At 63.6% G+C, this 12327-nt stretch carries 10 protein-coding genes; 5 read left to right on the top strand and 5 right to left on the bottom strand.

Annotation, left to right across the window (positions count from 1 at the left end):
• Positions 1 to 26 precede the first annotated feature (26 nt).
• A complete protein-coding gene (locus AC1RTA_RS10695) occupies positions 27 to 224 on the top strand; it encodes a hypothetical protein (RefSeq protein ID WP_416242732.1) in 198 nt (65 codons plus the stop codon).
• On the opposite strand, the gene AC1RTA_RS10690 is transcribed toward AC1RTA_RS10695, so the two are convergent.
• Positions 221 to 391, bottom strand: a complete 171-nt coding sequence (locus tag AC1RTA_RS10690; protein ID WP_014237118.1) for a hypothetical protein — start codon at positions 389 to 391, stop codon at positions 221 to 223. The two genes, AC1RTA_RS10695 and AC1RTA_RS10690, sit on opposite strands and share 4 nt — an antisense overlap.
• Before the next feature lie 270 nt (positions 392 to 661).
• Here AC1RTA_RS10690 and AC1RTA_RS10685 point away from each other — a divergent pair, with 270 nt between their 5' ends.
• From AC1RTA_RS10685 to AC1RTA_RS10675, 3 genes are all read left to right on the top strand, one after another.
• Positions 662 to 1036, top strand: coding sequence for a hypothetical protein (locus AC1RTA_RS10685; RefSeq protein ID WP_130458213.1), 375 nt, complete (start codon positions 662 to 664; stop codon positions 1034 to 1036).
• A 59-nt stretch (positions 1037 to 1095) separates the two neighbouring features.
• Positions 1096 to 2799, top strand: a complete 1704-nt coding sequence (locus AC1RTA_RS10680) for an ABC transporter ATP-binding protein/permease (RefSeq protein ID WP_492784711.1) — start codon at positions 1096 to 1098, stop codon at positions 2797 to 2799.
• Positions 2800 to 2892: 93 nt separating this feature from the next.
• Positions 2893 to 4575: an ABC-F family ATP-binding cassette domain-containing protein gene (locus AC1RTA_RS10675; protein ID WP_492784710.1), complete on the top strand. Its 1683-nt coding sequence runs from the start codon at positions 2893 to 2895 to the stop codon at positions 4573 to 4575.
• Between the two features lie 64 nt (positions 4576 to 4639).
• Here the strand turns inward: AC1RTA_RS10675 and chrA are convergent, their stop codons facing one another.
• On the bottom strand, positions 4640 to 6010 hold the full coding sequence (gene chrA / locus AC1RTA_RS10670) for a chromate efflux transporter (RefSeq protein WP_492784709.1): 1371 nt from the start codon (positions 6008 to 6010) through the stop codon (positions 4640 to 4642).
• Positions 6011 to 6190: 180 nt separating this feature from the next.
• Between chrA and AC1RTA_RS10665 the strand changes: the two genes are divergently transcribed.
• Positions 6191 to 7870 (top strand): two-component system response regulator, encoded by a 1680-nt coding sequence (locus tag AC1RTA_RS10665; protein WP_492784708.1) that lies wholly within the window; start codon positions 6191 to 6193, stop codon positions 7868 to 7870.
• A gap of 319 nt (positions 7871 to 8189) precedes the next feature.
• On the opposite strand, the gene AC1RTA_RS10660 is transcribed toward AC1RTA_RS10665, so the two are convergent.
• The 3 genes from AC1RTA_RS10660 to AC1RTA_RS10650 form a co-directional block, all read right to left on the bottom strand.
• Positions 8190 to 9611, bottom strand: coding sequence for an HlyD family type I secretion periplasmic adaptor subunit (locus AC1RTA_RS10660; RefSeq protein ID WP_492784707.1), 1422 nt, complete (start codon positions 9609 to 9611; stop codon positions 8190 to 8192).
• A 15-nt stretch (positions 9612 to 9626) separates the two neighbouring features.
• Positions 9627 to 11807 carry a type I secretion system permease/ATPase gene (locus tag AC1RTA_RS10655; RefSeq protein WP_492784706.1) on the bottom strand — a complete coding sequence of 727 codons (2181 nt, stop codon included), beginning with the start codon at positions 11805 to 11807 and terminating at the stop codon, positions 9627 to 9629.
• A 50-nt stretch (positions 11808 to 11857) separates the two neighbouring features.
• Positions 11858 to 12327 (bottom strand): calcium-binding protein (locus AC1RTA_RS10650; protein ID WP_492784705.1); only part of this gene is annotated, 470 nt, incomplete at its 5' end.

Here is a 12327-nt window from a genome sequence, read left to right as displayed (position 1 = left end):
TCCTTCACCAGCCAGACACCCGTTTCATGGATTCCCGACCGGCACGCCCCCAGGCGCCCCTGTGCAACCGCTGCGCCCACTACTACATCACCCACGACGTGAGCTTTCCCTACGGCTGCCGGGCCCTGGACTTCAAGAGCCGGCGCCCGCCGATCCTGGAAGTGCAGGACGCCTCGGGCCTGGAGTGCCAGTACTTCCTGGCCAAGAGCGGCCCCCGGGCCTAGCGGCGGATGCCGCTGTGGCGGGCCTTGCGCCGCCAGCAGGCGGGCGTCTGCAGGGCCAGCGTATCCACCGGCTTGCTGCCGAACAGGGCCTGGGCGAAAGCCCGGCGCTCCCGTTCTTCCTGGGTGACGCCGGCGATGTGTTCAAACCATTTCTGAAGGCGGTTCATGGCGACTGGCTCCTCGATGTCGGATGGATTGCAAGGTTCGGTACGGTTCGAAATGCCGTCCTTGGATGCAAGAATATCCGACTACTGTATAAATGTACAGTAGTCGGATATTCGGCTTCCCCGCGCCCGGGACGAGGCCGCCGCAAGGGCCGTCCGCCGGGCCTGGCAGCCGCCCCGGAAGCCAATAGGGACGGCCTTCTCCACAGGGCGCTGGGCCGCCGGGCCCGGGAGTGCTATGTTCCGCCCTGCACTCAACACGGAGCCCCGCCCATGGCCTGGGAGAACACCCCGCAGACCTTCACCTCGGAACGCGGCCTGCGGGCCGCCCTCATCTTCGCCCTGGCGGCCGAACGCCTGTCCCTCTATTACGAACACGGCCAGTGGCTCACCGACGCCCAGGGCGCCACCCTGGCCGCCGACTGGCTGGCCCGCTCCAAGCAGACCATGGCCCTGGCCGAGCGCCGCCATCTGGCCGGCCTCAGCGACCGCCTGGCCCGGGACATCGCCGCCTCCCTGTCCCGGGAGGCGGGCCTGTACACGGCCCACGAAATGCTCGAGTCCCTCGATCCGAACTATCATTCCGACATGGCCCAGACCCTCATGGCCGAATGTGAGCGCCTGCTCGACAGCGAACCGGCGCCCTGAGCCGCCCCCCTGCCCGGGGCCAGCCCCCGGGCGCTTCGCCAGCAACGACAAGAACAACCATGAAAACCGTCGACCGACACCTGTGGCAACGCTTCACCGGCATTGCCGCGCCCTACTGGCGCAGCGAGGAGAAATGGAAGGCATGGGGACTGCTGGTGCTGCTGGTGGTGCTGCTCCTGGGCCAGACCCGCTTCGCCGTGCTCTTCAACGAGCAGACCGGGGAATTCACCTCGGCCCTGGCGGCCCGGGACGAGCCCCGCTTCTGGGACGCCATCCAGCTCTGCCTGGTCCTGCTGGCGGTGGCCGTGCCCATCTACGGCTTCTACTACTACGTGCGCGACAAGCTGGGCCTGCACTGGCGGCGCTGGCTGACCCACCGCTTCCTCGACAACTATTTCAGCCACCGGCACTTCTACGAGCTCAACGCCGAGACGGCCATCGACAACCCGGACCAGCGCATCGCCGAAGACATCAACACCTTCACCCAGCGCTCCCTTTTCTTCCTCCTCATCTTCATCGGCGCCGTGCTGCAGCTGGCGGCCTTCAGCCACGTGCTGTGGTCCATCTCCCGAGACCTGGTGTATTTCCTGGTGGTCTATGCGCTGGCCGGCACCCTCATCACCATCTTCGTCTTCGGCAAGCCCCTCATCGGCCTCAATTTCCATCAGCTGCGCAAGGAAGCGGATTTCCGCTTCAGCCTGGTGCGGGTGCGGGAGAACGCCGAATCCATCGCTTTCTACCGGGGCGAGGCCCAGGAAGCCCACCAGGTGAAGCAGCGCTTCGCCAAGGCCTTCAACAACTTCAACAAGCTGATCCGCAAGCAGCTCAGCCTCAACCTCTTCCAGTACGCCTACACCCTGCTCACCATGGTGCTGCCCGCCGCCATCATTTCCTCCCGGGTGCTGTCGGGGGAACTGGAGGTGGGTCGCGCCATCCAGGCCGCCGGCGCCTTTGCCGCCGTGCTCGGGGCCATTTCCGTGATCGTGGAGAACTTCGAAGGCCTGAGCCGCTTCGCCGCCGGGGTGGACCGGCTGGACGCCTTCGCCCGCATCATGTCCGGCCAGCTGCCGGAGCAGCACCGCAGCGCCGGCCACATCGAACTGCTGGAGGAGCCGCGCCTGTCCCTGGAACGGGTCACCCTGCAGACGCCCGACGACGGACGGGTGCTGGTGCGGGACCTGTCCCTCCAGATCACCCCGGGGGAAGGGCTGCTCATCGTCGGCGAAAGCGGCAGCGGCAAGAGCTCCCTGCTGCGGGCCATCGCCGGCCTGTGGTCGGTGGGCAGCGGCAGCATCACCTGCCCGCCCAGCGAGGACATCCTGTTCCTGCCCCAGCAGCCCTACATGCTGCTCGGCACCCTGCGCAGCCAGCTGCTCTACCCCAAGCGGGAACAGCACATCAGCGACGCCGAACTGCTGCACCTGCTGGAGCGGGTGAACCTGCCCGACCTGGCCGGCCGAGTCGGCGGCCTGCATGTGGAGCGGGACTGGGGCAAGGTCCTCTCCGTCGGCGAACAGCAGCGCCTGGCCTTCGCCCGGGTGCTCCTGAGCAAGCCCCGCTACGCCATGCTGGACGAGGCCACCAGCGCCCTGGACATCGCCAACGAGGAAAGCCTCTACCGCACCCTGGCCACCACCGACACCACCCTGATCAGCGTCGGCCACCGCACCACCATCCTCAAATACCACCGCCAGGTGTTGGAACTGACCGGCAACGGCCAGTGGCAACGCCACCGGGCCGAGAGTTATCGCTTCATGCAGTGAGGCCGGGCGCGGGGAACAGCCCGCCGCCCCGATTTTCCTTGGTGCGGGCGGCCCAAGTGGCTATCATGGCCGACCCTCTGGCTGGCTTTCCCCATGATTACCCTCAAGAACATCGTCCTGCGCCGCGGTACCAAGGTGGTGCTGGACCGCGCTTCCGTCACCATCAACCCCGGCGAAAAGGTCGGCCTGGTGGGGCGCAACGGCGCCGGCAAGTCCTCCCTCTTCGCCCTGCTCAACGGCAACCTGCACGAAGACGGCGGCGACGTTTCCATCCCCAGCCAGTGGCGCATGGCCCAGGTGGCCCAGGACATGCCGGAGACCGAGCAGAGCGCCACCGACTTCGTCATCGAGGGCGACACCGTGCTGCTGGCCGCCCAGCAGGAGGTGGCCGCCGCCGAGGCCAGCGACGACGGCATGCGCATGGCCCATGCCTACACCGCCCTCTACGACGCCGGCGCCCACGATGCCCCGGCCCGGGCCCAGGCCCTGATCCTGGGCCTCGGCTTCCACGTCGATGAACTGTCCCAGCCGGTGAACAGCTTCTCCGGCGGCTGGCGTATGCGCCTGCAGCTGGCCCGGGCCCTGATGTGTCCTTCCGACCTGCTGCTGCTGGACGAGCCCACCAACCACCTGGATCTGGACGCCCTGGTCTGGCTCGAAGCCTGGCTCAAGCGCTACACCGGCACCCTGGTGATGATCAGCCACGACCGGGAATTCCTCGACGCCATCACCAACGTCACCCTGCACATCGACAACGCCAAGCTGGTGCGCTACGGCGGCAACTACAGCACCTTCGAGGACATGCGGGCCGAGCAGATGCTGCTGCAACAGGCCACCCTGGCCAAGCAGCAGGAAAAGATCGCCCACCTGCAGAAGTTTATCGACCGCTTCAAGGCCAAGGCCAGCAAGGCCAAGCAGGCCCAGAGCCGGGTCAAGGCCCTGGAGCGCATGGAGAAGATCGCCCCGGTGCTGGCCGACGCCGAATTCACCTTCGAATTCAAAGAGCCCCTCAACCTGCCCAACCCCATGCTCTCCCTGCTCGGCGCCGACATCGGCTACCCGCCGGCGGAGGATGCGGCGCCCGGCACGCCGCCCACGGTCATAGTGCGCGGCATCAACCGCTCGGTGCATGCGGGCCAGCGCATCGGCATCCTGGGGGCCAACGGCCAGGGCAAGTCCACCCTGGTCAAGACCATCGCCCGGGACCTAGCGCCCATCGCCGGCGACCTGACCGAGGGCAAGGGCCTCAACATCGGCTACTTCGCCCAGCAGGAACTGGACGTGCTGCGGCCCCAGGACACGCCCCTGGAGCACATGATCCGCCTGGCCAAGGAAGTCATCGCCGCCGGCCGCAGCGGCTACGTGGCGGGCAAGGAACAGGACCTGCGCAACTTCCTCGGCACCTTCAATTTCAGCGGCGACATGGTCAAGCAACCGGTGGGTACCATGAGCGGCGGTGAAAAGGCTCGGCTGGTGCTGTGCATGATCGTCTGGCAGCGCCCCAACCTCTTGCTGCTGGACGAACCCACCAACCACCTGGACCTCTCCACCCGGGAGGCCCTCAGCGTGGCGCTGAACGAGTTCGAAGGCACGGTGATGCTGGTCAGCCACGACCGGGCCCTGCTGCGTTCGGTGTGCGACGAATTCTGGCTGGTAGCCGACGGCACCGTGGCCCCCTACGACGGCGACCTGGACGACTACCAGCGCTACCTGCTGGACGAAGCCCGCCGCGCCCGGGAAGCGGCCAGCGCATCCCGCCGCCAGGTCGAAGCCTGAAGAGCACCCCGGTCCCAGACAAAAAACGCCACCGCAAAGGTGGCGTTTTCGTTTCAGCACCCCGCTACAGTAGCGGCGGTATCCAGGCCAGCAGCAGGCCCGCGGCGCCGCAGCCCAGGATCACCGGGATCACCCCCAGCTGGTAGCGGAACAGGGCCAGCCCGGCCCCCAGGCCCAGCACCAGGGCCGGCCACTCGAAGGCCCCGCCCCAGCCCGCCGGCCACAGCACATGCCAGGCAAAGAACAGCGCCAGGTTGAGGATCACCCCCACCACCGCCGCCGTGATGCCGGTGAGGGGGGCGGTAAATTTCAACTGGCCGTGGGTGGATTCCACCAAGGGCCCGCCCAGCTGGATGAAGACGAAAGACGGCAGGAAGGTGAAGAAGGTCACCGCCAGGGCCGCCGCCGCCCCGGCCAGGAAGAGATGGTCGGGGCCGAACAGGGCCTGGTTCCAGCCGCCGACGAAGCCGACGAAGGTCACCACCATGATCAGGGGCCCGGGCGTGGTTTCCCCCAGGGCCAGGGCGTCGATCATCTGGGCCGGCGACAGCCACTGGTAATGCTCCACCGCCCCCTGGAAAACATAGGGCAGCACCGCATAGGCGCCGCCGAAGGTGAGCAGGGCCGCCTTGGTGAAGAACCAGCCCATCTGGCTCAAGGCGCCGGCCCAGCCGAACAGCCCCACCAGCACGGCCATGGCTCCGGCCCACAGGCCCAGGCCCAGCAGCAGCACCCGGGCAAAGCGGCCCCAGGTGAAACGGGCATGGGCCGGCGGCGGTGTGTCGTCGTCGATGAGGGCCGGTCCGAAATGCTGCTTCGCCACTCCGTGGCCGCCCCCGGCCTGGAACCAGGCCGGCCGCCAACGCCCGCCCAGAGCCCCTAGCAGACCGGCCCCCAGGACGATGGCGGGGAACGGCAGCCCCAGGGCGAAGATGGCGAGGAAGGCGGCGGCGGCAATGGCCACCAAAGCCCGGTTACGCAGCACCCGGGAACCGATGCGCCAGGCGGCCAGCGCGACGATGGCCGTCACCGCCGGCTTGATGCCGTAGAGCACCCCGGCCACCGCCGGCACCTGGCCGAAGGCCATGTACACCCAGGCCAGGCCGATCAGCAGCAACAGGGAAGGCAGCACGAACAGCCCACCGGCCATGAGTCCGCCCACGGTGCGGTGCATCATCCAGCCGATGTAGGTGGCCAACTGCTGGGCCTCGGGGCCGGGCAACACCATGCAGTAGTTGAGGGCGTGGAGAAAGCGCCGCTCGGAAATCCAGCGCATCTTCTCCACCAGATCGCTGTGCATGATGGCGATCTGCCCCGCCGGCCCGCCGAAGCTGATGCAGCCCAGCTTCAGCCAATAGCGGAAGGCCTGGCCCAGGGTGATGGCAGGAGGAGCCGCGCCCTCGGCAGGCTGGCTTGTTGCGGGTGGGGCGGACATGGGTTGGGTCATGGTGAACGAACGTGGGTCAAGGTTATGGCGCTGCCGTGACGATACTATTTAATCTGCTGCCGTGTGCCGGCCCAGGACCCGCAGCCCATGGGGGAAGCCACGCCAGCATGGGCCGCCGGGAGGCTGGCGACGTACAATCCATTGGCATCCCTTCGGAGCCCTGTCGGTATGACCCTCGCCCCTCCCCCCGGATTCCGCACCCTGCTGCTGGTGGACGACGAACCGGCCCTGCTCAACGCCCTCAAGCGGGAATTCCGCAGCGCCCCCTATGAGGTGCTGACCGCCACCAGCGGCGAGGAGGCCCTGGCGGTACTGGCCGACCGCGACGTCCAGGTCATCCTCTCCGACTACCGCATGCCCGGCATGAGCGGCGTCGAATTCCTGGCCCAGGCCCGGGCCCTGCGCCCCGACGCCGTGCGCATGGTCCTTTCCGGCTATGCGGACATCGGTGCCGTCATCGCCGCCATCAACCAGGGCAACATCTACAAGTTCCTCAACAAGCCCTGGGACGGGGAGGAACTGCGGGCGGTCACCGCCCAGGCCTTCGCCCATCACGCCCTGGTGCGCCGCGGCGCCCAGTTTTCCCAGATTTTCGAGAACACCAGCGAAGGCATTTTCATCCTCGACCGGGAGGGACGCTTCGAAACGGTCAATGGCGCCTTCTGCGCCATCACCGGCTACGGCGAGGCCGACATCGTCGGCCAGGACCACCACTGCCTGCTGCTGCCCCAGCCGGGACGGCCGACGCCGGAATTCATGGAGGAACTGGCCGATGGCGGCCACTGGCGCGGCGAACTGTGGCTGCAGCGCCGGGACGGCCAGGTCTTCCCCGCCGCCCTGACCCTGTCGCCGGTGTGCGACGGCAACCGGCGGCTGGTGCAGGTGGTGGGCCTGTGCGCCGACATCACCGAACGCAAGGGAAGGGAAATCGCCCTTCTCGAAAGCGAAAAGCGCTTTCGGGATTTCATGGAATTCGCCCCGGTGGGCATGGCCATCGTCAATCTGGACGGCCGCCTGGGCAAGGTGAACCAGGCCCTCTGCCAGATTCTCGGCTACTCCCGGGAAGCCCTGGAGCGCCTCAGTTTCGAAGACCTGACCCCGGACGAGGACCTGGCCGCCGACCTGGCCATGTGGCGCCGCCTGCGCCAGGGCGAAATGCCGGTGTGGCAGGCGGAGAAGCGCTACCTGCGCAGCGACGGCAGCCCGGTGTGGGTGGAGCTGACGGCCGCCGTGCTGCGCAGCACCCAGGGCGTGGCCCAGTGCTTCGACGTCCAGGTGGAGGACATCAGCGAGCGCCGCCGGGACCAGGAGAAGATCCGCCAGCTGGCCTATTTCGACGCCCTCACCGGCCTGCCCAACCGGCGCCTGCTGCAGAACCGGCTGGAACAGGCCCTGCTGCGGGCCCGGCGCCATCAGCAGCAGGTGGGCGTACTGTTCCTCGATCTGGACCATTTCAAGCAGGTCAATGACGTGCATGGCCACGAAGTGGGCGACGAACTGCTCAGCGCCGCCGCCCGGCGCCTCACCCGCTGCGTGCGCCAGGGCGACACCGTGGCGCGCCAGGGGGGCGACGAATTCATCGTGGTGCTGGCCGAGGTGGGATCGCCGGCAGGGGTCATCCGGGCGGCCGAAACCATCATCGCCAGCCTGGCGGCGCCCTATGAGCTGGGCCAGGCCCGCATCCGGGTGGACGTCATCACCGCCAGCGTCGGCATCGCCCTCTTCCCCGCCCACGGCAGCGACAGCCAAACCCTGATGAAACATGCGGACCTAGCCATGTACGCCGCCAAGCAGGCCGGTCGCAACGGCTACCGTATCTACGACGAGGGCCTGGCGCCGGGAGGCTGAAAGCCTCGGGGCAGGCGACAGCTGCAAGGAGACGAGCGGCTCACTGCCACACCGCAGCCGGCTGGCGGCCGATGAACTCGGCCAGCTTCTCCCGCATCTCCAGGGCCGAATGGCAGCAGTAGATCAGGGGCACGTCGCTCTTCTCCGCCTGGCGGCGCACGTGGCGCAGCAGTTCGTGGTTTGCATGACTGGCCGACTGGCTCTATGCAACAGAAACAGCTGAAATTGTGCGCAGCAATAATCTCAATCGGAAGAGAACGAGCTGCTTTATCCTGTAGTCCTGCTTTGAAATTGCAGCAGAGGTTATGGGCAGAATTGCCTAGCGTTCTCTCAAACTCTCATCCTTATACTGCAGCAATGGGCTAAGGAAATACTCGATCACCCGGCGTTTTGCAGTTTTCACTTCCACCGTTACAGCCATCCCTGGCGAGAGATTGACTGTCTTGTTCTCCACCGGAATGGTCGCCCGTGCAAGATTCACCCGAGCTGGAAAGATGAGACCCCGCTTTTCGTCATTGACTGCATCGTTGGAGACACTAGTCACCTTGGCATCGATGGTTCCGTACTTGGTGAAAGGAAAGGTCTCCACCTTGACGACTGCCTCCTGCCCTGGATTGACGAAACCGATGTCCTTGTTTTCCACATAGGCTTCCACCTCAATCGGGTTGTCCTTGGGCACAATCATCATGAGTTGCTGGGCTTCCGTGACCACGCCGCCCACCGTATGTATTGCCAGTTGCTGGACGGTTCCGTCCACAGGAGCAGTAAGGGTCATTAGTCGCCCTCGCGATTCCGCTTTGATGAACTCCTGTCCGTAGGCAATCACTTTTTGTTCGGCTTCATTCAGGCCGTCCAGAGCCAGACGCTTGGTTTCCGCCACCAAAGCTAAGCGTTGGCTACGCCCTTCCTGGAGGGCTGCAGCCAGTTCCTTGATCCGGCTGCGCTGGGTGGCCAAATCGGCCTCCTGCTCGATGCGAATTTGTTCCTTTTCCAGATAACCGTGCTTGGAAATGAAGTTTTTTTCCACCAAATCCTTGAAGTCCTGAGCACGCTGGCGGGCAATCGGTACGGTCTGCTCAAGCTTCCTAACGACTTCCTGGGTAGAGCGCAATTCGGCCTCCCGCTTAGAGACGTCGGCATCAATGCGTGCCAGCTTCGCCAAGTACTCGCCGTACTGCCCATCAAGAACTCGCTGCTCCTGTGCCAGGCGGGAGGGGTCAATTTCAGGCAGTCCAGCTAGGACGGGAGATTTCCCAGAAGCAATCGCCGCCAACAACGCCTTAGCCCTTGCAACTTGCAATCGAGCAGTAACAAGGTCGTTGGCAATACGGGCAGTATCCGCAGCTGCACTGGTAGCATCTAATTCAACCAGCACTTGGCCAGCCGTCACGGTCTGTCCATCGCTAACTCTGATGGCCTTAACGGTAGCCGTGTCGATAGGCTGGATAACCTTGGTGCGATCATTGGGCACGATTCTCCCGTGAGCGACAGCGACCACGTCCATATGGCCAAATATTGCCCAGAGCAGGGCGACGGCAGCAAAGACCATGAGCAGCCACATAGTCGCCCTGGGAAGCGGCGACACCGGTGTTTCCTGCAGCTCTAGAGCGGCGGGAAGAAACTGGGCTTCATGGGGCAAGCGGGGACGAGGATCGAGATTGGCCCGTTCTCGCCAGACATGGTGAAAAACGGCGCCATAACGTTTTAGGAGATCCAGCAGAGCCTGTAGGTGCACGTTCATGATCGGCAACGTTCCTTATCCTTGTTGCAGGCGATGCAAACGGGAATAGTGGCCGGCCTCATGCATCAACAGTTCACTATGACTGCCTTGTTCAACGATCTGTCCCCGATCCAAAACAATAATCCGGTTGGCATCACGTACAGCACTCAGTCGGTGGGCGATGATCAATACCGTCCGCCCCTGGCAGATCGCTTTCATATTGTTCTGGATGATGCGCTCTGACTCGTAGTCCAACGCGCTAGTAGCCTCATCAAAGATGAGGATGCGCGGATTGGTGATCAGGGCCCGGGCAATGGCGATACGCTGGCGCTGTCCTCCGGAGAGGCTCGCTCCATGTTCGCCAACTACTGTGTCGTAGCCTTCGGGCAGTTCAAGTATGAAATCGTGGGCTCCCGCGAGCTTTGCGGCACCGATGACAGCTTCTACCGGCAAGCCTGGATCGGCGAGAGCGATGTTCTCCCGAACGCTGCGGTTAAACAACATGTTTTCCTGCAGCACAACACCGATCTGGCGCCGCAGGCTGGAAGTATCGGCCATCGCCAGATCCACACCATCGACCAATACTCGACCCCTTTCGGGTAGATAGAGCCGCTGGGCCAGCTTGGTGAGGGTGCTTTTGCCGGAGCCGGAACGTCCAACGATACCGATGACTTCCCCGGGTTGTACCACCAGGCTGATGCCTCGTAGTACCTCTGGGCCATCTGGCCGGTAGCGGAAAACCACTTGATCGAATTCGATGCGCCCAACGATGGGAGGTAAAGTGCTGCGGTTGGCATTGGCAACTTCGGTACGGGCATTAAGAATATCGCCCAGGCGCTGTACGGAGATTCCGGTCTGCTGGAAATCGGTCCACAGTTGGGCCAGGCGCATGACGGGGGTTGCCACCCGACCGGCAAGCATGTTGAAAGCGATGAGCTGACCGACACTGAGGTCACCGTTGATGACCAACCTAGCCCCAAGCCACATGGTGGCGACGGTAACTAATTTTCCAATCAGTGAAACACCTTCGTGAGCGAGAGTGCCCAAGGCAGTGGTGCGGAAACCTGCGGCGACATAGGCTGCCATCTGGTTGTCCCAACGTCGCGTCATTTGGGGCTCTACCGCCATAGCCTTGAGGGTGTCGATACCGTTAATAGTTTCTACCAGGAAAGCCTGGTTCTCAGCACCGCGATTGAATTTCTCATGTAAGCGGGCACGCAACAGCGGTGTAATCAGGACGGAGAGGATTACGTAACAGGGGATAGAAAGCACCACGATCAAGGTCAACCACCCACTGTAATAGAGCATGACGGCAATAAAGACGACCGAGAAGAAAAGATCAAGTACCAGGGTGATGGCATTTCCCGTAAGGAACTGGCGGATATTCTCCAACTCCCGTACTCGTGCCACTGTATCGCCGACTCGGCGGGCCTGGAAATAGGCTAGGGGTAGGGTCAGCAAATGTCGGAAAAGCCGTGACCCCAACTCGACATCGATCCGGCTCGTGGTATGGGAAAAGACGTAGGTACGTAAGCCGGATAGCATGACTTCAAAGAGGGTGACCACCAGGAGCCCGAAGGCGATGACATCCAGGGTGGTGAAACCGTGATGCACAAGCACTTTGTCCATCACCACCTGAAAGAAAAGCGGTGTCACCAAAGCGAAGAGCTGCAGGACGAAGGAAACCAGCATTATCTCGCCAAGCAGCTTGCGGTATTTGACCACCGCGGGGATAAACCAGGTGAAATCAAACTTGGCGAGATCCCCCGCTAGAGAGGCACGGGAGGTGAAGAGAACGAGCTGCCCAGCCCAGCGCCCGGAGAATTCAGCGATAGGCAGCACCTGCGGTCGCTCAATGCGAGGATCCTGGATCAGGACTTGGTCTCCATCGACCCGGGCCAGGATGAAGAAACGCCCGTCCTTGTCCACGGCAAGAGCAGGAAGGGGGGTTCGCTCCAGGCGCACATAGTCGGTCTGGACGAGTTTAGCCTTGAGTCCCAGATGCTTGGCGGCAAGCAGTATCTGGGTAACATCGAATGGCCGGCCGTCCACCTGGAATTCATGGGCCAACTGATCCGGATCGGCGGCGATATTGTGGAAGCGGGCCAGCATGATGAGGCCGATCAAGCCGGTATCTGGGCCAGGCTTGGCTCCTGCATCTGATCCCGGTTCTGCCTCGCCGGCAATCAATGTCAGGGGCGGTGTTTGTTCAGTCATGGAAAAATGCTCCCCTGCCGTCAGGCAGGGGAGTCCAGGGAAGGTGCTAGTTATCGCCAGTTGGCAGCAATGACCGGAGCCAGGGCGTCCTGATAGTTCTGCGGCAGGGTCGTCTGGCCGGCTGCAGGTGGAGCAAAAGCCGCCATGGCTTGGACTAAGTTCTCTACCTGGCTGTCCAGCAGCAGCTTGCCATCCGCCGTCTTAAATTGCTCAACGTGGTAGCTCGATCCTGAATACCAACTGCTGATGGTAGTTTTATCTGCGGTACCAATTACGCTAACTTCCAGATCAGCACCAACGCGCCGGAACCAGAGTTGATTTGCTGCAATGTCGGCGCCAATAGCAAGCAAATCGGTGTTTCCAGTAGTCGAATCACAATCACTGATCCTGTCGATTCCTGATCCGCGTCCAAATAGATAGATGTCGTTACCGGCATCACCATAGAGGGAATCATTGCCCGCCCCTCCATCGAGCGTGTCGTTGCCGGCCTTGCCATAGAGCGCATCCGCACCACCCTGAC

It is taken from the genome of Azospira sp. MPR-E4, assembly GCF_058809645.1.
The sequence above is the reverse complement of the archived record's forward strand: the minus strand, read 5'-3'. Positions and strand labels throughout refer to the sequence as shown.

What these genes read in the sequence shown, in the direction of transcription:
- AC1RTA_RS10695 (WP_416242732.1), top strand. Translation starts at nt 27, where the DNA reads ATGGATTCCCGACCGGCACGCCCCCAGGCGCCCCTGTGCAACCGCTGC.
- AC1RTA_RS10690 (WP_014237118.1), bottom strand. Translation starts at nt 391, where the DNA reads ATGAACCGCCTTCAGAAATGGTTTGAACACATCGCCGGCGTCACCCAG.
- AC1RTA_RS10685 (WP_130458213.1), top strand. Translation starts at nt 662, where the DNA reads ATGGCCTGGGAGAACACCCCGCAGACCTTCACCTCGGAACGCGGCCTG.
- AC1RTA_RS10680 (WP_492784711.1), top strand. Translation starts at nt 1,096, where the DNA reads ATGAAAACCGTCGACCGACACCTGTGGCAACGCTTCACCGGCATTGCC.
- AC1RTA_RS10675 (WP_492784710.1), top strand. Translation starts at nt 2,893, where the DNA reads ATGATTACCCTCAAGAACATCGTCCTGCGCCGCGGTACCAAGGTGGTG.
- chrA (WP_492784709.1), bottom strand. Translation starts at nt 6,010, where the DNA reads ATGTCCGCCCCACCCGCAACAAGCCAGCCTGCCGAGGGCGCGGCTCCT.
- AC1RTA_RS10665 (WP_492784708.1), top strand. Translation starts at nt 6,191, where the DNA reads ATGACCCTCGCCCCTCCCCCCGGATTCCGCACCCTGCTGCTGGTGGAC.
- AC1RTA_RS10660 (WP_492784707.1), bottom strand. Translation starts at nt 9,611, where the DNA reads ATGAACGTGCACCTACAGGCTCTGCTGGATCTCCTAAAACGTTATGGC.
- AC1RTA_RS10655 (WP_492784706.1), bottom strand. Translation starts at nt 11,807, where the DNA reads ATGACTGAACAAACACCGCCCCTGACATTGATTGCCGGCGAGGCAGAA.